This is a genomic window from Lysobacter sp. P5_C4, from assembly GCF_054049695.1.
In genome coordinates, this window is sequence record NZ_JBFULX010000002.1 from 264337 (window position 1) to 285706 (window position 21370).

23 protein-coding genes are annotated in these 21370 nt (G+C 68.0%); 11 read left to right on the forward strand and 12 right to left on the reverse strand.

The genetic code is table 11. From position 1 onward, the window contains the following. Positions 1-3 precede the first annotated feature (3 nt). The 7 genes from aroE to ACXJJ8_RS05740 all read right to left on the reverse strand — a co-directional run bounded on the left by aroE (position 4) and on the right by ACXJJ8_RS05740 (position 6971). Positions 4-846, reverse strand: a complete 843-nt coding sequence (gene aroE, locus ACXJJ8_RS05710; RefSeq protein ID WP_499027547.1) for a shikimate dehydrogenase — start codon at positions 844-846, stop codon at positions 4-6. 153 nt (positions 847-999) lie between these two features. Beyond that, positions 1000-1989: a porphobilinogen synthase gene (gene hemB / locus ACXJJ8_RS05715; RefSeq protein WP_499027549.1), complete on the reverse strand. Its 990-nt coding sequence runs from the start codon at positions 1987-1989 to the stop codon at positions 1000-1002. Positions 1990-2067: 78 nt separating this feature from the next. Then, positions 2068-3654, reverse strand: a complete 1587-nt coding sequence (locus tag ACXJJ8_RS05720; RefSeq protein WP_499027551.1) for a PA domain-containing protein — start codon at positions 3652-3654, stop codon at positions 2068-2070. Then, complete coding sequence (locus ACXJJ8_RS05725) at positions 3647-3991, reverse strand: hypothetical protein (protein WP_499027553.1); 345 nt, start codon at positions 3989-3991, stop codon at positions 3647-3649. The genes ACXJJ8_RS05720 and ACXJJ8_RS05725 overlap by 8 nt, the downstream gene beginning before the upstream one ends. Positions 3992-4325: 334 nt before the next feature. Then, positions 4326-4574, reverse strand: coding sequence for a hypothetical protein (locus ACXJJ8_RS05730; RefSeq protein WP_499027555.1), 249 nt, complete (start codon positions 4572-4574; stop codon positions 4326-4328). Between the two features lie 16 nt (positions 4575-4590). Next, positions 4591-5553 (reverse strand): chorismate transformation FkbO/Hyg5 family protein, encoded by a 963-nt coding sequence (locus ACXJJ8_RS05735; protein WP_499028595.1) that lies wholly within the window; start codon positions 5551-5553, stop codon positions 4591-4593. 32 nt (positions 5554-5585) lie between these two features. Continuing rightward, positions 5586-6971, reverse strand: a complete 1386-nt coding sequence (locus ACXJJ8_RS05740) for an NAD(P)/FAD-dependent oxidoreductase (RefSeq protein WP_499027557.1) — start codon at positions 6969-6971, stop codon at positions 5586-5588. A 108-nt stretch (positions 6972-7079) separates the two neighbouring features. Here ACXJJ8_RS05740 and ACXJJ8_RS05745 point away from each other — a divergent pair, with 108 nt between their 5' ends. From ACXJJ8_RS05745 to ACXJJ8_RS05785, 9 genes are all read left to right on the forward strand, one after another. Then, entirely contained in the window at positions 7080-7352 is a 273-nt protein-coding gene (locus ACXJJ8_RS05745; protein WP_499027559.1) for a phosphopantetheine-binding protein, read from the forward strand. Next, the gene (locus tag ACXJJ8_RS05750; protein ID WP_499027563.1) at positions 7349-8056 is read left to right on the forward strand and encodes a COG4648 family protein; all 708 of its coding nucleotides are present in this window, start codon (positions 7349-7351) and stop codon (positions 8054-8056) included. Before ACXJJ8_RS05745 ends, ACXJJ8_RS05750 begins: the two co-directional genes overlap by 4 nt. Before the next feature lie 84 nt (positions 8057-8140). Further along, positions 8141-8419, forward strand: a complete 279-nt coding sequence (locus tag ACXJJ8_RS05755) for an ApeI family dehydratase (RefSeq protein ID WP_499027565.1) — start codon at positions 8141-8143, stop codon at positions 8417-8419. Continuing rightward, the gene (locus tag ACXJJ8_RS05760) at positions 8416-9426 is read left to right on the forward strand and encodes a lysophospholipid acyltransferase family protein (protein WP_499027567.1); all 1011 of its coding nucleotides are present in this window, start codon (positions 8416-8418) and stop codon (positions 9424-9426) included. The genes ACXJJ8_RS05755 and ACXJJ8_RS05760 overlap by 4 nt, the downstream gene beginning before the upstream one ends. Then, on the forward strand, positions 9365-10006 hold the full coding sequence (locus ACXJJ8_RS05765) for a LolA-related protein (protein WP_499027569.1): 642 nt from the start codon (positions 9365-9367) through the stop codon (positions 10004-10006). Before ACXJJ8_RS05760 ends, ACXJJ8_RS05765 begins: the two co-directional genes overlap by 62 nt. Further along, positions 10003-12342: an MMPL family transporter gene (locus tag ACXJJ8_RS05770; RefSeq protein ID WP_499027572.1), complete on the forward strand. Its 2340-nt coding sequence runs from the start codon at positions 10003-10005 to the stop codon at positions 12340-12342. Before ACXJJ8_RS05765 ends, ACXJJ8_RS05770 begins: the two co-directional genes overlap by 4 nt. Continuing rightward, positions 12339-12782, forward strand: coding sequence for a hotdog family protein (locus ACXJJ8_RS05775; protein ID WP_499027574.1), 444 nt, complete (start codon positions 12339-12341; stop codon positions 12780-12782). The genes ACXJJ8_RS05770 and ACXJJ8_RS05775 overlap by 4 nt, the downstream gene beginning before the upstream one ends. After that, a complete protein-coding gene (fabG, locus tag ACXJJ8_RS05780; protein ID WP_499027576.1) occupies positions 12779-13504 on the forward strand; it encodes a 3-oxoacyl-ACP reductase FabG in 726 nt (241 codons plus the stop codon). The genes ACXJJ8_RS05775 and fabG overlap by 4 nt, the downstream gene beginning before the upstream one ends. Positions 13505-13564: 60 nt before the next feature. Next, positions 13565-14173 carry a hypothetical protein gene (locus tag ACXJJ8_RS05785; RefSeq protein WP_499027578.1) on the forward strand — a complete coding sequence of 203 codons (609 nt, stop codon included), beginning with the start codon at positions 13565-13567 and terminating at the stop codon, positions 14171-14173. Positions 14174-14177: 4 nt separating this feature from the next. On the opposite strand, the gene ACXJJ8_RS05790 is transcribed toward ACXJJ8_RS05785, so the two are convergent. Genes ACXJJ8_RS05790 through ACXJJ8_RS05810 form a run of 5 tightly spaced genes read right to left on the reverse strand, consistent with a single transcriptional unit; the run spans position 14178 to position 19921 of the window. Continuing rightward, on the reverse strand, positions 14178-15413 hold the full coding sequence (locus ACXJJ8_RS05790) for a cation:proton antiporter (RefSeq protein WP_499027580.1): 1236 nt from the start codon (positions 15411-15413) through the stop codon (positions 14178-14180). 8 nt (positions 15414-15421) lie between these two features. Beyond that, positions 15422-17089, reverse strand: coding sequence for an NAD(P)/FAD-dependent oxidoreductase (locus tag ACXJJ8_RS05795; protein ID WP_499027582.1), 1668 nt, complete (start codon positions 17087-17089; stop codon positions 15422-15424). Then, complete coding sequence (locus ACXJJ8_RS05800) at positions 17086-17928, reverse strand: glycosyltransferase family 2 protein (RefSeq protein WP_499027584.1); 843 nt, start codon at positions 17926-17928, stop codon at positions 17086-17088. The genes ACXJJ8_RS05795 and ACXJJ8_RS05800 overlap by 4 nt, the downstream gene beginning before the upstream one ends. Then, positions 17925-18704: a beta-ketoacyl synthase chain length factor gene (locus ACXJJ8_RS05805; RefSeq protein WP_499027586.1), complete on the reverse strand. Its 780-nt coding sequence runs from the start codon at positions 18702-18704 to the stop codon at positions 17925-17927. The genes ACXJJ8_RS05800 and ACXJJ8_RS05805 overlap by 4 nt, the downstream gene beginning before the upstream one ends. Further along, positions 18701-19921 carry a beta-ketoacyl-[acyl-carrier-protein] synthase family protein gene (locus ACXJJ8_RS05810; protein WP_499028597.1) on the reverse strand — a complete coding sequence of 407 codons (1221 nt, stop codon included), beginning with the start codon at positions 19919-19921 and terminating at the stop codon, positions 18701-18703. The genes ACXJJ8_RS05805 and ACXJJ8_RS05810 overlap by 4 nt, the downstream gene beginning before the upstream one ends. Positions 19922-20107: 186 nt before the next feature. Between ACXJJ8_RS05810 and ACXJJ8_RS05815 the strand changes: the two genes are divergently transcribed. Continuing rightward, positions 20108-20530, forward strand: coding sequence for a hypothetical protein (locus tag ACXJJ8_RS05815; RefSeq protein WP_499027588.1), 423 nt, complete (start codon positions 20108-20110; stop codon positions 20528-20530). A gap of 108 nt (positions 20531-20638) precedes the next feature. After that, a complete protein-coding gene (locus ACXJJ8_RS05820) occupies positions 20639-21322 on the forward strand; it encodes a YdcF family protein (RefSeq protein ID WP_499027590.1) in 684 nt (227 codons plus the stop codon). Positions 21323-21370 lie beyond the last annotated feature (48 nt).

The window sequence follows — 21370 nt, forward strand, 5'->3', positions numbered from 1 at the left end:
CCCTTAGTCCGCGGTCACCAACGCATCGTGGTGCGACAGCAGCATCGCGTAGACCGCGTCGGTTTCCGGCCGCACGCCATGCCAGCGCGCAAAACTTTCCGCCGCCTGTTCCACCAGCATGCCGAGGCCGTCGACGACATCGTGGCAGCCCGCGGCCCGCCCCCAGGCGAGGAAGGGAATCGACGCCTCGCCGTAATTGAGGTCCACCGCGGCGCAACGACGGCCGACGATGCTGCGCGGCAAGGCCGGGATCTGCCCGTCGCGCGCGGCGGACGTCGCATTGATGATCAGGTCGAACTCGCCGAAGGAGGCGATGTCGTTGAGATAACGCGGATGCACCCGGCCCGGTTCGCCCAGCGCATCGGCAAGTGCGTCGACGCGTTGCGGCGTGCGATTGACGATGTACATCTCGCCGATGCCCGCATCGAGCAGGGCCGGCGCGACGCCGCGCGCGGCACCACCGGCGCCGAGCAACAAGGTGCGTCGCGCGCGCAGGTCGAGCGCGTGGCGGTCGGTGAGGTCGCGGACCAGGCCCGCGCCGTCGGTGTTGTCGCCGTGCCAGGTATCGCCATTGCGCACGAGCGTGTTCACCGCGCCTGCGCGGCGTGCGCGTTCGGTGAGGTCGTCGCAGAGGGTGAAGGCGACCTGCTTCAGCGGCAGGGTCACGTTCGCGCCGACGCCGCCCATGGCGATGAAATCTGACAGCGCATGCACGAACTGGCCGGGCTCGGCGTCGATCGCGCGGTAGTCGATCGGGATGCCGGTCTGTTTGCCGAAGGCTGCATGGATCTTCGGCGAAAGCGAATGCGCGACCGGGTGGCCGAACACCGCGAAGTGTTTGCTCATTTGAGAATCCCTCGAAAGGCGCCCCGCCTTTTCCCGGACGGCCTGTTCCGATGAACGGGGGCCTGCCCGGCGCTCGGCCAACCCTGGCCGCGCAGGGCGAATCTGGCACACGCCGCATTCAGGCCGCGTGGACGGCCGGGTTCGCGCGAGGGCTCAGGCCTCGCGCAGCCACCGCGCCGCGTCGAGCGCGAAGTACGTCAGTACCCCGTCCGCGCCGGCGCGCTTGATGGACGTGAGCGCTTCCAGCACGCAGCCGCGCTCGTCCAGCCAACCGTTGCCGATCGCCGCGCGCAACATCGCGTACTCGCCGCTCACCTGGTAGACGAAGGTCGGCACGCCGAATTCGTCCTTCACCCGGCGCACGATGTCCAGGTAGGGCAGGCCCGGCTTCACCATGACCATGTCGGCGCCTTCGTCGATATCGAGCGCGACTTCGCGCAAGGCCTCGTCGCTGTTCGCCGGATCCATCTGGTAGGTGAACTTGTTGCCCTTGCCCAGGGCGCCGGCCGAGCCGACGGCATCGCGGAACGGCCCGTAGAAACTGGAGGCGTACTTCGCGCTGTAGGCGAGGATGCGCGTGTGGAGGTGGCCGTCCATTTCCAGCGCGCCGCGGATGGCGCCGATGCGGCCGTCCATCATGTCCGAAGGCGCGACGACATCCGCGCCCGCGCGTGCATGCGACAGGGCCTGCTTCACCAGCGCTTCGACCGTGTCGTCGTTGACGACGTAACCGTCTTCGTCGACCAGGCCATCCTGGCCGTGCGAGGTATACGGATCGAGCGCGACGTCGGTGATCACGCCGAGCTCGGGGAACCGCTCCTTCAGCGCGCGCACCGCGCGTTGGCACAGGCCCTCGTCGTCCCACGCCGCTTCGGCGGTCAGCGACTTGGCATCGGGCGCGGTCACGGGGAACAAGGCGAGCGCGGGAATGCGCAGCGTGCTCGCTTCTTCGGCGACGCGGAGGAGTTCTTCGATCGACACGCGTTCGATGCCCGGCATCGACGCGACCGCCGCGCGGCCTTTCAATTCATGGACGAAGACCGGGTAGATCAGGTCGTTCGTGGTCAGGACATGCTCGCGCATCAGGCGGCGCGAGAACTCGTCGCGACGCATGCGCCGCGGGCGGACGAAGGGGTAGGTCATGGGGGCGAATGATACGCCGCCAAAAAAAAAGCCGGCGCCCGAAGGCGCCGGCCTGTCTGGAACAACGCGTTGCGGCGATTACTTGTTCGAACCCTTCCCGATGTTCGACGCGCAGGACATGATCTTGCCGCCCTGGCGACCGGTCACCAGACCCGAGGCGACGAGGCCGTCGCGGTAGGCCTGCATGCGGGCCATGTACTGGTCCCTGTTGGCCGAGGTCGACGCGATCAGCTTGCTGGTCGCCACGATGTTGGCGCCGACGATGACGCCCGAGTCGGTGATGACCTTCACTTCCGTGTTGCAACCGTTGATCTGCGCGGTCCCGGTGTTGAGGCGCCAGCCGGTGTCCTTCAGCAGGTTGGCGCTGTTGTCGACCAGGAGCGCGGCGTTCAGCGAATCGTTGATGGCAGGTTCCATCAGCGCATTCGGCGAGAGCGCCGTGTCGTAGTGCGAGCCCGACGAGCCCGGTGCGACCGGGTTCGGCATGTACAGGCGCGGACGGCCCTGGTTGTCGGCGCCCTGCAGCAGCGAGGGATCGACGGCGAAGCCCACCGTCAGCGGAGCGTTGCCCTTCAGCAGCGCGCCGTCGGACTGCGTGACGCTGATCGTCGGGATGGTGACCGTCGGATCGCTGCCGCCCAGGCCCGGCGGCGGATTGCCGGGAGCGTTGTTGGCGACGATCAGGCCGATCGCGCCCGCGGCCTGCGCATTGGCGGCCTTGACCGCGAATCCGCACGTGCCGCGATCGACGATCGCGATCTTGCCGGCGACATCGGCGGCGTTGGTGAACGCCGTGCAGCCGTCGGTCGTGGCCGGGCCGGCATCGAGCCCCACGATCGCCGTGCCGCTGAAGTTCGCCGGCGTGGGCGCCGCGCCAAAGCTCGCGGTGCCGTACTCGTAGAACCCTGCGACCGGGGCCGGTGCGGTGACGCGGAAGCCGGTACGCGGACCGAGCGTGAGTGCAGCGCCCGTCTTCGCGCTCGCGCCGGTGAACACCACGTTGCCGTAGTTGATCGCCGAAGTCTGGCGCTGCGCGGCCGTCATCTGCGACCAGAACAGGTTCTGCGAGTTGTCGTAGGTGAAGCGCGAATAGATGTCCGGGATGCCGGACTGGAACTGGCCCGTCGCTTCGCTCTCGAAGTTCTGGAAGCCCAGGCCATGGCCGAACTCGTGCATCACCACGTCGAGGAAGCTGAGCTTCCCGGCCGGCGTGTTGCCGTCGAAGCCGTAGTAGAAATCGAAGTCCGAACTGAACTGCGAGAAGATGTCGATGTCGCCTTCGGTGAGGTCCGCACCGACCAGCGATTCGGCGAGCGCCGCGCTGTACCAGGTGTTCGGCACCGAGCCGGGGAAGTCGCTGAAGATGTAGGTCGCGCCCGCCGAACCGAGCACGTTCGCACCCAGCGGATTGAACTGCGCGCCGACGTGCACCGGCTCGTTGCTCACCAGGATCGTGCCCCACAGGTCGGCCGCGAACTGCGCGACGAGTTGACGCTGCTGGCCGCGCGTGACGCCGGGGTTCCCGCCTTCGGGGGAGACGGCGGTGTTGTCGTTGTAACCCTCGCCCGGATCATCGAAGTTGATCGGGATGATTTCGCCGGCGTGGACCATGCCGGTGACTGCGACGCCAAGTGCGATCGCGAGGGAAAGGATGGACTTATTCATTGGGCAGGCCCTCCGTCTTGGTGGCGGGGGCAGCTTGCGTGCCGTCGGCTTCGAGCACGCGCAGGTTGCCGTTGGCGTCGCGTTCGACGCTCAACGTCGACCACAGTTCTTCGGGCACGCGCACGGCGAGTGCACCGCCGGCCCTGCGCACCTTCGTCGCGTCGGCCTGCGACATCGTGCGCGGCTGCGTGGCCTTGAACGAATGACGCTTGGCTTTCATCGATTCGATCTTGGCGGCGCGTTGCTCGAGCTTCGAATCCGGTTGCGCCGCCTGCGCCGCTGCGGCTGCGCCGACCAGCACGATGCTGGCCAACACGATGGTTGCCTTACCTTTCATACGGGGGACCCCTTTGATTCATCCTGAAGTGCGACAGTCGCGCCGCCGGCGGAACGGGATGCCGGCAACGAAATCCGAAACATCGGATGGCCCGTCGTGCTGTCGCTTCATCGACGGGCCGAGGGCGAGAATGCGCGCGTGCGCAGAGCGGCCACATGTCGCGGTGCAACACGGTTCTGGCGTCTTCACTTCCAGCGGATGAGGCGCGGCGGGCCTCACAGACCGCACATCACATGGACCTAACGCTTGGAAGCCGACGAGCGGCGCAATTACAGAGACGAAAGGCCGAAGTGTGAACTGCGTATTCCCCATTCAGGGGATGCATTCGCACAAATCAAATGATTCCGCCGCCGAGGTGGAGGCGGATGACCGCGACCACGATGACGATGCCATTGAGGATCAGGCCCGCCTTGGCACGGCCGTTGCCGCCCTTGCCGCTGAGCATCACGCCGATCGCGCCGATGACGGCGCCGACGGCGGCGAAGGGAATCACCAGCCAGTTGGCGATGCCCACCAACGGGATGAGCGCGATGCACATGAACAGCAGCGCGAAGATGCCCCACACCAGGCTGATCAAACCCATTGTCCGCTCCGTGGCGTCAAAGGACGCCGTCGATTTCCACGCGCAATTCCCGTCGGCAGATCGACGCATGCAACAGCACGCGCGGTACCGCGGGATCCAGGTGCGCGGACAACGCCTGCTCGATGCGCGGCAGGGCGGCGCTGTCGCGCACGTACACTTTCAAACGCGAATCCGGCCCGAAGCGCGCCGGCAATTCCGGCCGCACGGTGCGCGAAGCAGCGATGAGGCTTTCGAAGTTCGCGAAGGTTTCGGCGAGCTGCGATTCGATGCAATCGTGATGACGCGATTCATGGCCGACGACGCTCGCCGTGCCCGACAGCAGCAAGGGCATGCCCGGCGAGGGCGGCACCATCGCACGGGCGAAACTCGGCGGCTGCGGGCCATATTGGCGAGGGTAGCGATAAGCGCTCACCTGGCGCGGATTTTCGACGGGCGTCCCCGGCAAGCGCGCGGCGAGCCAGTAGACCTGCAGCGTCCGCACACCGTCGCAACGACCGATGGCGGTGGCCGCCGGCAAGGTGCCGGTGGCGATGTCGCCAAGGCCCGACGCGCGACCCACGCAGAAACGGCGATAGCGCTCGCCGTCGCCGTCACCTTCGGTGATCGCATCGAGGTAATTCCAGCTGCGCAACAAGTGCGGGAAGCCGCGCGTGCGCACGAAGGCGGACAGGTTCGCATACGCACGCGCGCTCGCCGCTTCCAGCCCGCCATCGCCTTCGGGGATTTCGATCCAGCCGAATTGCAGCGTCTCGGATTCGGCGAAGCGCAATGCGCCCTGCTGCCCGGCCTGGACCGGGCCGGGCGTGCGCCACACTTCGAACGGCGCAGCGCCATGCGGCTGCAAGGGCACGCGCAGGTAACGCGGATCGGCGTGCGCCGGTGCGTCGCTGCCGAAGCCGAAGACGGCGAGCGTGTCGTGCTGCGCAAGCAGGCCCGCGAGCGCGGTGGCGCTCGCATCGGCGATGTAATCCACGCGCATCTGCGGCGCGTGCGCGAGGGGCCGGACGGCGCTCACGGGTTGCCCGACTGCAGCGTGTCGCCGCTCACCGCGACGTTGACCTGGCGACGGCGGTTGCGCCAGCCACGCAAGGCCTGCGGTGCGAGCTGCAACGCGGTGAAGGCGTAGATCGCGCGGAAGATGCGCAGGCGCCGCAACACCTTCCGGTTGTCGAACACATCGCCGGCCAGCATCGAGATCACGGCCTGCTCCACTTGCCAGACGTTGCGCGGATTGTTGAACAGGTGGCGCATGACCGGCGTGTTGAAGCGGTAGATGAACCACTGGAAGTGCTTGAGGCCGCGCTTGAGGCGCCCGACCATCGCGGACTGCAGCGCCGATTCGCGCGCAGGATCGCGCAGCGCGCCATCGACCACCCCGGCCGCCATCTCCGCGCTGTTCATGCCCAGGTACACGCCCGACGAGAACACCGGATCCACGAATGCGTACGCATCGCCGACCATCACCCAACCCGGGCCCGTCATGCGCGAGCACGTGTACGAATAGTTGCCGGTGACGTGCACGGGCGCGACGCGCTGCGCGTTTTCCATGCGGTTCCATGCCGACGGCTCGGACGCGAGCGTGCGCATGAGGAAGTCTTCGTTCTCGCCGCGTCGCGTCTTGAGATATTCGGGGAAACACACCGCGCCGATGCTCATCACATCGCCCTGCAGCGGGATCAGCCACATCCAGCCGTGGTCGAAACGTTGCACGGTGATGTTGCCCGCGTCCTCGCCATCGCGGCGCGTCACGCCGGTGAAGTGGCTGAAAATCGCGGCGGACTGGTGCAGCTTGTTCTTCTGCTTCAACTTCAGCTGCGCTCCGATGAGCGTGTCGCGGCCGCTCGCATCGACCAGGTAACGCATGCGCACGCGCAGCTGGTTTCCGTCGGCGTCTTTCGCGATCGCCTCTTCCGGGCGCCCGTCCTTGCCGAATTCGATGCGCTCGACCTTCACCCGTTCGCGCGCGTCGACGCCGTTGGCCTTCGCGTGTTCGAACAGCAGCTGATCGAATTCCTCGCGCTTGACCTGGTAGGCGTAGCCGAACTTCGGATCGATCGCGCGCTCGAAGCGGAACGTATTGAAATTGACGTCGTCGACCGGGAATTCGGCGCCCGGCTTGAACGTGCCGATGGCGCGCACCTGGTCGAGCACGCCGAGGCGTTCGAGGATGGGCAGGTTCATCGGCAGCAGCGATTCGCCGATGTGGAAGCGCGGGTGGCTCGCCTTCTCCAGCAGCAACACGCGATGACCGCGGCGCGCCAGGAGCGTGGCCGCGGTGGTGCCCGCGGGCCCGCCGCCGACCACCAGCACGTCGACCTCATGCACGTCGACCTCATGCACGTTCGAATCGGTCGCCTTCACGGGGGCATCGGGTGCTGCGAGTGTGTCCGTGGTCATGCAATCCGTGGAAGTGAAGAGATGCGGGCGGCATCATAACGCGGGCCCGGACCGCGAAGCCCCGCACCGCGGCTAGAATGCAGCCATCCCAGCATTCCGGAACACCCGATGTCCCAGCAGAGCCCCGCCGAAGCCAACCTCGCCCAGTTGCTGGTCGAAAGCCTGAACCTGGAAGGCGTCGATGCCGCGCAGATCGACCCGGACGCGCCGCTGTTCAACGACGGCCTCGGGCTGGATTCGATCGATGCACTGGAGCTCTCGCTCGCGATCTCCAAGCAGTACGGCTTCCAGTTGCGTTCCGACAACGACGCCAACCGCCGCATCTTCGCGTCCCTGCGTGCGTTGTCGGCGCACGTCGAACAACACCGCACCACCGCTTGAACGCAACGTCGCTGGCGCGGCTGGCGCTGGCGCTGGCCTATCCCGTGCTCGCCCACCTGGCGAGCCTGCGCGACGATCCGGTGCTCGTCGCTTTCGCGCTCGGCGACCTGGCCGTGTTCGTGCTGCTCGATTTCCTGCTCAACCGGCGCGCGTGGGCATGGGGCGTGCTGCTGGCCACCGTTGTTGGCCTGGTGACCGTTGCGCACTCGCCGCACCTGCACATGGTCCTGTTGCTCGTGCCGGCGGCGTTCGTCGCACTCGTGGCATGGACCTTCGGCCGCACGCTGCGGGAGGGCCACGTGCCGCTGATCACGCGGATGGTGTCGGCGATCGACGGCGTGCCGCTTGCGCAACTCACGCCCGACCTGCTCGGTTACTCGCGCACGCTCACCGCCACGTGGGCCGCGGTGCTCTCGGGCCTGGCCGTCTGCAACTTCCTGCTCGCGCTGGTCGCCGTGCCCGGGGGGCTGCTGCACAGCCTCGGCATCGCCCCGCCGGTCACGGTCTCGGAGAGCGCGTGGTCGTGGTTCGCCAACCTCCTCAATTACGGGCTGGTCGGCGGCCTGTTCGTAGGCGAATATTTCTACCGCGTGCGGCGCTTCCCTGGGCGCTACACGAGCTTCTTCGATTTCGTGCGCAAGATGGTCGGGTTGGGGCCCACCGTCTGGCGCGGGCTGCTGCGGGACGAGCCGCGTCGAAGCTGAACAACGCAGGGACCGCCGCGGCAGGGGGCCGCGTTGCATAATTCGCGCGCGCAACAGGGGCGCGGATGTTTGAATGAAGTCGCCATGCAGTTCTTCGTGCCATCGGATCATCCCAGCCTGCCCGGGCATTTCCCGGGTCGTCCCGTCGTTCCCGGCGTGGTCGTCCTCGATCGCGTCCTCGATGCGATCCAGGCGCGCCACGGGCCGCTCGGTGACCTGCGCCTGCCGCAGGTGAAATTCGTGCAGCCATTGCTGCCGGACCAGCATGCGCAAGTGCTGCTGGAAGGTCAGGCAGGTCGCTGGCGCTTCCGCGTCGTGCGCGATGGCCAGCCCATCGCCTCCGGCGAAGTGGTGTGCAAATGAACGCACACTGGAAGCAACGCCCCGAAGGCGGCAGCCGGTTCGCGATCCTGCTGATCCGCAACATCGCGCGGCGGGGCGGGCGAACGATCGCGCGCCTGTGCCTGTACCCGATCGTCCTGTACTTCCTCGCGCTGCGCGGTCCGGAGCGCCGCGCCTCGCGCACGTACCTGGCGCGCGTGTTGCGCAAGCCGGCCACGTTGTTCGGCGTGGCGCGCCACATCCACACCTTCGCAGCCACCATCCTCGATCGCGTGTTCCTCCTCGGCGAAGACCTGCGGCGCTTCGACGTGCGCGTGCATGGCCTTGAAGCGTTGCACGCGACCGTCGACATGCACGGCGGCGTGCTGCTGTTCGGCTCGCACCTGGGCAGCTTCGAAGTGTTGCGCGTGCTTGCGCGCGAACGCCCCGACATTCCCGTGCGCGTCGTGCTCGACAAGGCGCACAACGCGGCGATGACGCAATTGCTCGACGCGCTGAACCCCGAGATCGCCGCCACGGTGATCGATGCGGGGCAGGACGGGCCGTCGGTGGTGCTCGCGATCCAGCAGGCGGTCGCCGAAGGCGCGGTCGTGGCGTTGCTCGTCGATCGCACGCAACCCGGCGAGCCCGGCTATCCGGTCGAATTCCTCGGCGCGCCCGCGCAGCTTCCGGGCGCGCCCTGGCTGATTGCCGCCGTGCTGCACGCCCCGGTGGTACTTGCCTTCGGCCTGTACCGTGGCGGCAACCGCTACGACCTGGTGTTCGAGCCGTTCAGCGGCCCTATCAAGGTGGCGCGCAAGGATCGCAACCAGGTGCTGGCCGACATGGCCCGCCGTTACGCCGCGCGCCTGGAGCACCATGCGCGCAGCGCACCGTACAACTGGTTCAACTTCTACGATTTCTGGAACACGCCCACCGGAGCGCCCGTCGATGACAAGCCGCAAACACAACCGCAGGACGAGTCTGGTGCTCGGCCTGTCGCTGCTGGCGGCGACGTGGGCGACGGCACCATGGGCCGCGCCGCCTGAGCCGACCGCCGCATCGGCGTCGGTCGACGCGGGTTGGATCCTCTCGAAACTCGCGCGCCCCGCGCCCACGCAGACCGATTTCGTCGAACTGCGTGGCTCGGCGCTGCTGAAGACGCCGCTGCGCATCGAAGGCCAGTACCGCCGGCCGACCGGCGACACGCTCGTGCGTGCCGTTCGCGTGCCGTACGCGGAGACGACGACGATCCGCAACGGGCAGGCCACCATCGAACGCAACGGCAAAGCGCGCACGTTCTCCCTGGCACGCGCGCCGGAACTGCAGGGCCTGCAGGCGAGCTTCGGTGCGATGCTCGCCGGCGACCGCACGCAGCTGGAACGCTATTACGCGATCGATGCCAGCGGCACGCGCCAGGCGTGGATCCTTCGCCTGTCGCCGCGTGATCGTGCGCTTGCGGCGAAAGTGCGCGACATCGTGCTGCGCGGCCGCGGTGCGGAGCTGCGTTGCATCGAAACGCGCCCGGTGAAGGGCGAGATGCAACGCACGCTGCTCGCCGGCGCCGCGCGCAGCGCACACGCCTCGACCGACGCCGCGGCCCTGGCCGCACTGTGCACCGCGCAATGAGCGACGCCGCGCTGCGGCCGGGCGCGCGCATCGCGCTCGCCGCACTCTGGCTCGCGGTGTTGCTCGTCGCCGGCTGGGCGATCGCACGACACCTCCACCTCAGCGGCGACCTGCGCAAGTTCATGCCCAGCGCGCGCACGCCGGAGCAGCGGTTGCTGATCGATGAACTGGGCGAAGGCCCGGGTTCGCGCCTGTTGCTGGTCACGCTTTCGGGCGCGCGCGACGCACAAACCCTCGCAGCGCAATCACGCGCCGTGCGCGCCACGCTGTCGGAGGACGCACGCTTCACGCTCGTCGCCAATGGCGAAGGCGGGCTGGAGGCCTTCCCCGAACGCCTGCGTCCCTATCGCTATCTCCTTTCGCCGACGCTCGACACGCAACGCTTCGATGCCGCGTACCTGGCCGAGCAAGTGCAATCGCGCGTGGCCGATCTCGGGTCGCCCGCGGCCGGTCTGGTCGAACCGCTCGTGCCGAGCGATCCGACGCTCGAAACCCTGGTGCTCGCCGAAACCTGGGAGCCGGCCACCGCGCCGCAGCGCATCGAAGGCGTGTGGTTCGACCGCGCGGGCAAGCGGGCATTGCTCGCGGTGCAAACGCGCGCCGCGGGGTTCGATCCCACGGGGCAGAGCGATGCAGTCGCAGCGATCGAATCGGCGTACACCGAGGCCAAGCACGGCCAGGCGGGCACGCTGTCGATGACCGGCCCCGGCGCGTTCTCCGTCGAAATCGGCCGACGCACGGCGAACGAGGCAAACTGGATCGGCATGGTCGATTCCATCGGCCTGCTCGTGTTGTTGTTCGTCGCATATCGCAACTGGAAGATCCCGGTGCTCGGCGCGTTGCCGCTCGCCAGCGCCGGCCTCGCGGGCCTGGGCGTGGTGGCCCTGGTGTTCGACGGCGTGCATGGCATCACCGTGGCGTTCGGCTTCACGCTGATCGGCGTCGCGCAGGATTATCCGATCCACTTCTTCAGCCACCAGCGCACGGGCGTGAAGCCGTATGCGAGCGTGCGCGCGCTGTGGCCGACGCTGGCCACGGGCGTGGTGTCGACGTGCATCGCTTACGCGACGTTCTTCGTGTCCGGCGTCGACGGCCTGGAGCAACTCGCGGTGTTCACCATCGTCGGGCTCGGCACGGCGGCATTGACCACGCGCCTGCTCCTGCCGGCACTCGTCGATCCGGATCTGCGCGACCCTGCGCAATCGGTGATGCTCGAACGCCTGCGCGCCTGGGTCGCACGCCTGCCGCAGCCGCGCATCGCCATCCTGGTCCTGACGCTGATCGCAGCGGGCATCACGACCTTCGCGCCGGGCGCGTTCTGGCAGAACGACCTCTCGCGCCTGACGCCGGTGCCGGCCGAAGCACTCGCGCGTGATGCGCAGGTGCGGCAGGAACTGGGTGCACCCGACGTGCGCTATGTCATCGCCGTCCAGGGCCGCGACGTCGAAGATGCGTTGCAGCGCAGCGAACGTCTCGGGTCTGCGCTCGAACAGGCCCGTTCGCAGCATTGGCTCGCCGGTTTCGAACACGCCGCGCAATACTTGCCGAGCGCCCGCACGCAACGCGCGCGACAGGCGAAGCTGCCGGCGCCCGAAGCGCTGCGCACCGCGCTCGATACCGCCCTCGCCGCTTCGCCGTTCCGCGCCGATGTGTTCGAACCCTTCCTCGCCGACGTGGAAACTGCACGTCGTGCGCCGCCGCTGGTGCCCGCCGATCTCGCCGGCACGCCGCTGAAGATTCGCATCGACGGCCTGCTGCGCGAACGCGAAGGCCATGCGACCGCCCTGGTCTCGCTCATCGGTCTCGACGCACCGGACAAGGTGGCAGCACTCGCCGCACGCGAGGGTGCGCGACTCGTCGACCTGAAGGCCGCGTCCGAATCGCTCGTCGTCGCCTATCGCGAGCGCGTGTTGTGGGCGTTGGGGCTGGCAGCCGTGTTGCTCGTGATCGCGGTGCGCGTCGCGCTCGGGTCCTGGCATCGTGCCTGGCGCGTGCTCGCCCCGATGGCGGTGACCACGCTCGTGATCCTCGCCGCGTTGCGCATCGCAGGCGTCGAGCTCACGCTGTTCCACCTCGTCGCCCTGATCCTCGCCGCGGGCCTGGGCTTGGACTACGCGTTGTTCTTCGAGCACGCGGGCGACGATCGCGAGGAACAACTGCGCACCCTGCATGCCTTGCTGGTGTGCAGCGCGATGACGCTGCTGGTGTTCGCGTTGCTGGGGTTGTCGTCGATTCCGGTCCTGCGCGCGATCGGCGTGACCGTCACGCTCGGCGTCGTGTCGAACTTCGTGCTGGGCTTGCTGATCGCGCGCCATCCGCACCGGGAGGACGCATGATCGACCGCGCCACGATCGAATCCCTCGTGCCGCATGCCGGTGCGATGTGCCTGTGGGACGAAGTGGTGGCATGGGACGCGCAACGCATCACCCTGCGGAGCCAGGGTCACCGCGACCCGGCGCATCCGCTGCGCAGCCACGGCCAACTGCGCGCCATCCACCTCTGCGAATACGGCGCCCAGGCCATGGCCGTGCACGGCGGCCTGATCGCGCGCGAACACGGCGCATCGGCGCCACCGGGCATGCTCGTGGCACTGCGCGGCGTCGACCTGCACTGCTCGCGCATCGACGATCTGCCGGGCACGCTCGAATGCGAGGCCGAAGCCCTGATCGCGGGCGAGGGCGCGCAGCAGTATCGTTTCCTCCTTCGCCACGAAGGCACGGTGCTGGCAGAAGGCCGCGCGGCCGTGATGCTGCAGCCACAGGAGACCTCGGCATGACCCAGCGACGCGCACTCGTGACCGGCGGAAGCGGCGACATCGGTGGCGCGATCTGCCGCCAGCTCGCCGCCGACGGCCTGCACGTCATCGTGCATGCGAATGCGAACGTGGCGCGCGCCGAAGGCGTCGTCGAAGTAATTCGCGCAGACGGCGGCAGCGCGCAGGCGATTGCGTTCGATGTCGCCGATGCCGACGCGACGCGCGCCGCCATCGACGGGTTGCTGGCACATGGCCCGATCCAGGTCGTCGTCAACAACGCCGGCATCCACGACGATGCACCCCTCGCCGGCATGTCGGCCGCGCAATGGAAACGTGTCGTCGATGTTTCGCTGCACGGCTTCTTCCACGTCACGCAACCGCTGTTGCTGCCGATGGCGCGCACCCGCTGGGGCCGCGTGGTGAGCGTCTCGTCCGTCGCGGCAGTCCTCGGCAACCGCGGCCAGGCGAACTACGCGGCCGCGAAGTCCGCACTGCACGGCGCGAGCAAATCGCTGGCGCGCGAGATGGGCAGCCGCGGGATCACCGTGAATGTCGTCGCCCCCGGCGTGGTCGAGGGCGCGATGGCCGATGCGAGTTTCCCGCCGGCGTTGGTGAAACAGATGGTGCCCGCGGGCCGCGCCGCGCGCCCCGACGAGGTGGCGGCGCTCGTGCGTTTCCTGTGTTCGGACGCGGCGAGTTACGTCAACGGCCAGGTGATCGGCGTCGACGGCGGCATGACCTGACGGGTATCCTCCCCGCGCCGACAGGGGTGTCGGCACTCAACTCACCAGGGGAATCACCGCATGATCCGCAAGTTGCGCCTGTTCGCGCTGCTCTCGCTCCTGTTTGCCTCCACGTTCGCCATCGCAGGCGAAACCGGCAAGCACGCCGAAAACCAGTCGCCGGTTCCGGAAGAAGGCAAGGCGCTTGTCGTCTTCCTGCGTTCGTCGTTCGTCGGTTCGGCCATCAGCGCTTCGGTCTACGACGCGCCCGATGCCGAAACGAAGTTCATCGGCATCATCCAGAACAAGCAGAAGGTCGCCTACCAGGCCGAGCCGGGCGCGCACCGTTTCATGGTGATCGCCGAGAACGCCGACTTCGTCGATGCCACGCTCGAAGCCGGCAAGACGTATTACATCCTCGTCAGCCCGCGCATGGGCGCGTGGAAGGCCCGCTTCTCGCTGCTGCCGATCCATCCGGACGCGAAGGCCGAGTACAACACCCAAAGCGCCGATTTCAAGAAGTGGATGGCGAACACGAACCTCGTGGAAGTCACCGAATCGAACACGGCCTGGTACGAAAAGCACAAGGCCAGCATCGAAGAGAAGAAAGCCGACTACCTGAAGAAGTGGACCGTCATGGCCCCGCAGGACAAGGCAGTGCTGACGATCAAGGCCGAAGACGGCGTCTGATCTTCTAAGCGCGCGACGACGCCGGATCCACCAGGTCCGGCGATCGTCCCGCGAACCACGTCAGCAGCGGGCTCGTCATCACCGTGGTCACCAGCGCCATCACCAGCAGCATGGTGAACAGCGACGGCCCGATCAGGCCGGCATCCAGGCCGACCTTCATCACGATCAATTCCATCAGGCCGCGCGCGTTCATCAGCGCGCCCGTCGCGAAACACTCGCGCCAGCCATAGCCCGCCACGCGTGCACCGGCCGCACCGCCGGCCATCTTGCCGACGACCGCGGCGAGCAACACCAGCAGCAACGCACCCAGGCCCGTGCCGACGAACGCGTCGGGCGTCGTGTTCAATCCCGCCAGTGCGAAGAAAATCGGCATCAGCAACACGATCGCGATGTATTCCAGGCGCTCGACCAGGCAACGCAGCAGGCGGTCGTCGCGCGGCAGGCAGGCGCCGAACAGGAAGGCACCGAACACCGCGTGCAGGCCCAACCATTCGGTCAGACCCGCGCAACCCAGCGCGCCGAGCAGCAGCGCAGCCAGCAACATCTGCGAGGGCTCGCCCGTCGGCGCGAAGCGGCGCATCAACCAGGCATAGAACGGCCGCAGCACGCCGAAGACGAATGCGAGCAATGCGAGCGTGCCGACCGTCGTGCGCAGCAAGCCCGAACCACCGCCGCCCAGCCCAACGAGTGCGACGACGACGGCGAGCATCACCCACGCGAACACATCCGCGATCGCGGCCGAGCTCAACGCCAGCCGGCCCAGGCGCGTCTGCGTCAATCCGCGATCCTTGAGGATGCGCGCCATGACGGGAAACGCGGTGATCGACAACGCCGCCGCCATGAACAGCGCGAACGGCCAGAAGCCCACGCCAGCCGGCGCGAGCGGATACAGCATCGGCGAGATCGCGAAGCCCGCGCCCATCGGAAACAGGACGCCGAGCACGCCCACCCATCCGGCCGCCTTGACCTGTGCGCGCACGCCTTCGGGCGCCCGCAACTCGGCGCCGACGATGAACATGAAGAGCACAAGTCCGACCGTCGACAACGCCGAGAGCCCACCGAGGGAATCCTTCGCGAACAATTGCGCGTGGACCTCCGGCGCGATCGCGCCGAACACGATGGGCCCGAGCAGCAAACCCGCCGCCATCTCGCCGATCACCGCCGGCTGGCCGAAATACTTCAACACCAGGCCGCACCCGCGCGCCGCCGCGAGGATGACCACCAGCTGCAACATCAGCATCGAATGATTCACGGCGTCAGCGCCTCGGCAGGCGCCCGGGTTGCGGACGTCGTGGCCATTCGCGCGTACCACGCATCCTCGAGGCAAGGCGCGGGCGGGCCATCGTCGCGGAATGCGGCCAGTTGCGCGTCGAGCCCGTGATCGTCGATGTCCGGATGCGTGCGCCGCGCTTCATCGAGCATCTCCGCCGCCAGCCAGCGCATGCGCACGACGTTCGCACGCAGGCGCGCTTCGAACTGCGCGTCGTCGAGCGTGTCGTTGAGCGCGCGGTTCATCTCGTGGAACCAGTCGATGCCCCACTGGTTGAGGAAGCGGCGATCAGGCACCAGCGGCCCGGTGTTGCGCTCGCCCCATTCGCGCAGCAGCGCCTGCATCGAGAGATTCAAGTCGCGGCCCTGCATGAACGCATCGCGCAGGCGACCGAGCAGGGAGATCGCCGTGAGCCGCCCGGCGAAGAACACCGGCGCCAGGAGTGCCCAGTAATAGGTGTAGTCCCAGATCACCTTGAGCGGCATGACCTGCGCATCGCCGAACAGCGGGTACTGATCCTGGTAGAGCGTGAGCGTGTTCTCGTAGAACGAAACGTAGAGTTGCTCGTAGATCGACGCGTACGGCGCCACCGGCTGGCCTGCGCGGTCCTTCTCGATGAGATCGACGATGAAGGTGTTGCTCATCGCGATGAAGTCGCTGCCCGGCGAGTAGAACGGATCCAGGAACAGGCCCGCTTCGCCCGTCAGCGCCCAGCGATCGCCAGAGAACACTTGCTTGCAGCTGTAGGAGAAGTGGCGGAAGAACAGGAAGTCCTGCAGCGCGTGCTCGGGTTTGTCGACGGCGCGCGCGACGCCCGGCTGATGTTCGCGCAGCCAGTCCATCGCCTTGGCGTGCGTGTTCATCGTGTCGAGTGGATGCATCTTCGCGTCGCACACGATGCCGAGCGAATGCGCGTTCGACGCCAGCGGGATCAACCAGAACCAGTAGCCCGGCCCGCACATGTGGTTGGTCGAACGCCAGCGCGCCGGCGGATTGCAGCGGCCGAGCCATTGCGGATCGTCGGACCACTGTTGCGGTTCGATGTAGCCATCCACGCGCCACCACACCGCGTTCGCGTCGTGGTCGTTCGGTTGGGCCAGGTCGAGCTTGCGCTTGATCAGGCCGGCGCGACCGGCGGCATCGACCACCCAGCGCGAAGAGATCGTGTGCGAGGCCCCGCCGCGGTCGAAGCCCACGACGTGCGGCGATTCGTCCTTCGACAGATCGATCGTGCGCACGGTCGAGCCGTCGAGGAATTTCGCGCCGAGCGCGCGCGCCTGTTCGCCGAGGAAATTCTCGAAGCGCCCGCGGTCGAGCTGCCAGGAATGCGTCGGCAGCAATTCGCTCACGCCGAGCTCCGTGCACTGGTCGAGGTCTTCGCGCCCTTCGCTGAAGAAGAAGCGGAAGCCGAACTTGCGCAGTTGTTGCGTTTCCAGGTGTTCGCGGAACCCCAGGACGTCGGCGAAGTAATGCGCACCGATTTCCACCGTCGATTCGCCGACCTTGAAGGCCGCCTCGCGCACCGGGTGCGTGCGCCGTTCGAGCACGGTGACCGACAGCGACGGGTCGCGTTGGCGCAACTGGATCGCGAGGGTCAGGCCGGCGAGGCCACCTCCGAGGATGACGACGTCGGCCTGCGCGCTCATGGGCGGTCCTGGAAGGAAGGTTTGGGGACGGGTTGCATGGGATTGCGTGCCCCGCCGAACTCGCCCGTCGGATCATGGATGACCGGCGGATGCGCACGCGCGCGGCGGTATTCGGCCACGACGTTGCCGTAGCGCATGATTTGTTTGGCGACATGCGCCGTGATGCGCCACAAATCGGTCAACGGACGGAAGTGGCTCTTGCGGAACTGTGCGGCGGCGCCCGGGCCCTGGTACCGCGACTCGATCGGCACCGACACCACGCGCACGCCCAGTTGCCGCGCGGCGGAAATCAGGATCTGCGCTTCGAACACGAAGTCTTCGCCGGGCACGTCGTCGAGTGCGCACACGTTCGCGGGGTAGAAACGCTGGCCGCTCTGCGTGTCGCAGATGCGATAGCCGCAGCCCCACGCAATGCCCCAGTCGCCGAATTCGTTCGCGAGGCGACGATGCTTCGGCTGCTGCACGCGCTTGCGCACGCGCGAACCGATGACCAGCGCGCCCGGGTACAACTGCGCCGCTTCGAGCAGGCGCGGAATGTCGTCGGCGTGATGCTGGCCGTCGCCGTCCATCGTCAACACGCCGTCGAACCCGCGGCGCAGCGCTTCGGCGAAGCCCTCGCGCAGGGACGCGCCCTTGCCCTGGCGTTGTTCGTGGCGGATCAGGGCGATCGGCAGGTCGCGCACGCAGTCGGACGTGCCGTCGTCGGAACCGTCGTCGATCACCAGCACGTTCGGGCAATGCGCGAGCGCGCCTTCGACGACTTCACGGATCCGCAGCGACTCGTTGAGCGCCGGGATGACGATGCAGGTGCGTCGCGCGAGATCGGTCACGTCGGTCATGCGATGGCCACCTGCAGGGTGCGCCCGCGGCCTGCGAACAGGTGCGCTTCACTCCGCGTCGCGGCGAACGCTTCGAACAAGGGCAGCATCTGCGCCATCGCGTTGCCGCCGGCGAGTTCGGAAAGACGCGCCGCATCGGCGGGCCTGCGGCCCGGTTGCAGGGTGACTTCGATGCGCGGTGCATCGGCCTTCGGCAGGCGCGACAACACCAGCGCGCCGCCCAGCAGGCCCGCGCTGTTGGAAATCGGCATCAACGGACCGACGGCGCCACCGTCGTAACCGACCAGCAGCACCGCTTCCTCCCCCGCTGCCAATTGCACGAGCGCCTCGACCAGGCCTTCGGCGAAGGTCGCGTCGTACGCACTGATCGCCGTGGTCGCTTCCGTGCAACCCGCGCCGATGGTCCAGTAACCGGCGGCTGCGTTGTGCACCGAGTTGTGAAAGCGCGTCGGCGAGATCGAACGCGGGTCGGCCGCGAGCGTCGCGCACATGTAGTCGGTGATCCCCAGATCGCCGTGCGTGGAGGCAAACACCGACGGCAGCGCGCGCGGGTCGCGGCCGGCTGCGGTGCACGCGGCCAGCGCCACTTCCAGCGCGACCGCGACGGTGTCCGGCGCGCGGCGGCGTTCGTTCGGCGCGAGCAGTTGCGGCGAAGGGCGGGCGGGTGCAGCTTCGGGCAAGGCGCCGTCGCGCACGAATGCGCGTGCGGCGCTCCAGTCCGGCAGGCCGTTGCTCCAGAAGCCGATGCCCTCGACGGTGGCGGACAACCCCGTCATGCCGCGAACACCAGCGAACAATTGTTGCCGCCGAACCCGAAGGAGTTGTTCATCGCGTAACGGATCGCGCGTTGCGCGTTGTCGAAGCGGATCTGCGCGCCGCAGGCGGGATCGCGTTGCGCGCTGTTGAGGATGCCGGGCAACACGCCGTGTTCCAGCGCCAGCATCGCGCAGACCGATTCCACGATGCCGGCCGCGCCGAGCGTGTGCCCGGTCCACCCCTTGGTCGAACTGGCGTGCAGCGTGTCGGGAAACAGTGCGGCGATGGCCTGCGCCTCGATGGTGTCGTTCGCGGGGGTCGCCGTGCCGTGCAGGTTGAGGTACCCGATGTCCGCAGCCTGCACGCCCGCGCGCGCAAGCGCATCGCCCATGGCCAGTCGCGCGCCGAGGCCTTCGGGATGCGGCGCGGACATGTGGTGGGCGTCGCTCGACTCGCCGTAGCCACGCAGCGACAGGCCGGGTGGTGCGCCGTCTTCGACGCGTTCGAGCAATGCGAAGCCGCCGGCCTCGCCGAGCGACAAACCGTCGCGCGTCGCATCGAAGGGTTTGCACTTGCCCTGCGACACCAGGCCCAGCGCGTTGAAGCCGTACAGCACGCTGCCACACAGGGTATCGACGCCGCCGACGAGCGCGGCATCGGCGAGCCCCGCGTGGATCAGGCGCGCGGCCTGCGCGAACACCTTCGCGCTCGACGAGCACGCGGTCGCCACGGTGACGCAGGGGCCGTCGAGCCCGGTCGCATGCGCGATGAAATCGCCGAGCGAATGCGGGGTGTGCACGATCGGGCGCTGCATGTCGTGCGGGAACGCGGGGCCGGCGGCGGTGGATTCGAGCCGCGCATACGCCTCCTCGCTGGCGCCGATGCTGGAGGTGGAGGTGCCCACGACGATGGCGACGCGGTCGGCGCCGAAGCGATCGCTCGCCTCGCGCACCGCGTCCAGCATCCCGTCCTGCTGCAGCGCGAGCCAGGCGAGCCGGTTGTTGCGACATTCCCAATGTGCGAACGCGTGCGGCAGCGCCTGGGTTTCCAGCCCGTCGACGCGGCCGATCCAGCAATCCAGGCGGTCTTCGCCGCCGAAATCATTGGGACGCAAGCCGCCGCGGCGGTCCCGGAACGCATTCAGTTGCGCATCGCGACCGCGGCCGAGCGCGGTGGTCGCGGTATAGCGACGGATCGCCAGTGGTGGAAGCGGCGTGTTGGGCGAGCCTGGCGGCAGGGAAGACAAATGCACACAGGGCTCCGGAATGCAGGTTCATCGAAAGGCGGGCCGAGTATAGCCATCGCCCCGTCGGCAGCCAGCGTGGCGCATCCGTCGCGGAAACGGGATGATGGCGGCCGTCGCGGGGGGCCCGGCATCGCCGAGGACGCGGCGTTTCCGAAGAGAACCAAGGGGAATCACCGCATGAAGCTCCATCGTCGCGCGCTCGTCGCGTGTTTCGCACTGCTGTCCATGTGTGTCTTCGCCGCCAACGTGCAGGCCCGCCAGAGCCGCCTGAGCGATCCGGCCGCCGTCGCCATTCCGGCCGGGATGTCCGAAGAACAGGTCGTCAAGGACATCAAGCGCGCCCTCGCCGGCCGCGGCTGGACGATCGCCGAAGAAAAGCCGGGCGACATCGTCGCCGAGCTCAACCTGCGCGAGCATTGGGCGAAGATCCACGTCACCCATGACGGCAAGGCCGTGCAGTACGCGTACATGGACAGCCGCAACCTCGATTTCGAATCCCGCCGCGGCAAGCGGTGGATCCATCGCAATTACCTCGGCTGGATGAATTACCTCGCCACCGACACGCGGACCAACTTCCAGCTGACCTCCGGGCAGTTGTGATGCGCCTTGCGTCGTAGCCCACACATCCGGGCCGCGCAACGCACGTAAACTGGAGGCGCCGCACCCGCGGCGCTTTCTTTTTCGACCCCACGCCCCCATCCAGCGGCCATGCCGTCCCACGTCGCCCATCGTTTGCACCTTGCCGTCGATCGCGATGTCCTTCACACGGGGCTGGTGACGCTGCTCGCCTGCATGTTGAGCGCCGGCGTGGTCTATCTCGGCTACTTCTGGCATGTGCTGCGCGTGGCGCGCCGCGCGCCGACGACGCCCGAGCACGGCGTCACGGTCCTGTTGTTCGGCAAACACGCACCGAACGGCCGCATCGACGCGGATTTCGCCGCGCGCCTGGAACGCGCCGCCACCCTGTGGCGCGAACGCCCGCCGCGCGAAGTGATCCTCCTCGGCGGCGGCGCACCCAACCAGCCCACCGAAGCCGAAGTCGCCCGGCAGTCGCTGCTCGCGCGCAACCTCGACGTGGGCCCCGCGCTGCGCCTGGAGGCGCAATCGCGCGACACCCTGCAGAACCTGCGCAACGCCCGCGACCTGATGGTGGGCGAAAATGCGCGCCGCGTGACCCTGCTCAGCAGCCGCTATCACCTCGCGCGCTGCGCCCTGTTCGCCCGCCAGCTCGGGTACGACTGGGAGTTGTGCGCCGCCGAACCGCGCCTGCCACTGCGGCCCGCGACGCTGCTGCACATCGCCGCCGAAGCCTATTTCGTCTGCTGGAGCGACCTGGGGACGCGCTGGGCGCGCTTCATCGGATCGGACCGGATGCTCGCGCGCGTGACCTGAGGGCGGGGCGCAAAACGAGACGCCCGTCCCTTGTGCAGGACCACCGGC

Coding starts and splice junctions, on each gene's coding strand:
- aroE (WP_499027547.1), bottom strand. CDS start 846: ATGAGCAAACACTTCGCGGTGTTCGGCCACCCGGTCGCGCATTCGCTT.
- hemB (WP_499027549.1), bottom strand. CDS start 1,989: ATGACCTACCCCTTCGTCCGCCCGCGGCGCATGCGTCGCGACGAGTTC.
- ACXJJ8_RS05720 (WP_499027551.1), bottom strand. CDS start 3,654: ATGAATAAGTCCATCCTTTCCCTCGCGATCGCACTTGGCGTCGCAGTC.
- ACXJJ8_RS05725 (WP_499027553.1), bottom strand. CDS start 3,991: ATGAAAGGTAAGGCAACCATCGTGTTGGCCAGCATCGTGCTGGTCGGC.
- ACXJJ8_RS05730 (WP_499027555.1), bottom strand. CDS start 4,574: ATGGGTTTGATCAGCCTGGTGTGGGGCATCTTCGCGCTGCTGTTCATG.
- ACXJJ8_RS05735 (WP_499028595.1), bottom strand. CDS start 5,553: ATGCGCGTGGATTACATCGCCGATGCGAGCGCCACCGCGCTCGCGGGC.
- ACXJJ8_RS05740 (WP_499027557.1), bottom strand. CDS start 6,971: ATGACCACGGACACACTCGCAGCACCCGATGCCCCCGTGAAGGCGACC.
- ACXJJ8_RS05745 (WP_499027559.1), top strand. CDS start 7,080: ATGTCCCAGCAGAGCCCCGCCGAAGCCAACCTCGCCCAGTTGCTGGTC.
- ACXJJ8_RS05755 (WP_499027565.1), top strand. CDS start 8,141: ATGCAGTTCTTCGTGCCATCGGATCATCCCAGCCTGCCCGGGCATTTC.
- ACXJJ8_RS05760 (WP_499027567.1), top strand. CDS start 8,416: ATGAACGCACACTGGAAGCAACGCCCCGAAGGCGGCAGCCGGTTCGCG.
- ACXJJ8_RS05770 (WP_499027572.1), top strand. CDS start 10,003: ATGAGCGACGCCGCGCTGCGGCCGGGCGCGCGCATCGCGCTCGCCGCA.
- ACXJJ8_RS05775 (WP_499027574.1), top strand. CDS start 12,339: ATGATCGACCGCGCCACGATCGAATCCCTCGTGCCGCATGCCGGTGCG.
- fabG (WP_499027576.1), top strand. CDS start 12,779: ATGACCCAGCGACGCGCACTCGTGACCGGCGGAAGCGGCGACATCGGT.
- ACXJJ8_RS05785 (WP_499027578.1), top strand. CDS start 13,565: ATGATCCGCAAGTTGCGCCTGTTCGCGCTGCTCTCGCTCCTGTTTGCC.
- ACXJJ8_RS05790 (WP_499027580.1), bottom strand. CDS start 15,413: ATGCTGATGTTGCAGCTGGTGGTCATCCTCGCGGCGGCGCGCGGGTGC.
- ACXJJ8_RS05795 (WP_499027582.1), bottom strand. CDS start 17,089: ATGAGCGCGCAGGCCGACGTCGTCATCCTCGGAGGTGGCCTCGCCGGC.
- ACXJJ8_RS05800 (WP_499027584.1), bottom strand. CDS start 17,928: ATGACCGACGTGACCGATCTCGCGCGACGCACCTGCATCGTCATCCCG.
- ACXJJ8_RS05805 (WP_499027586.1), bottom strand. CDS start 18,704: ATGACGGGGTTGTCCGCCACCGTCGAGGGCATCGGCTTCTGGAGCAAC.
- ACXJJ8_RS05815 (WP_499027588.1), top strand. CDS start 20,108: ATGAAGCTCCATCGTCGCGCGCTCGTCGCGTGTTTCGCACTGCTGTCC.
- ACXJJ8_RS05820 (WP_499027590.1), top strand. CDS start 20,639: ATGCCGTCCCACGTCGCCCATCGTTTGCACCTTGCCGTCGATCGCGAT.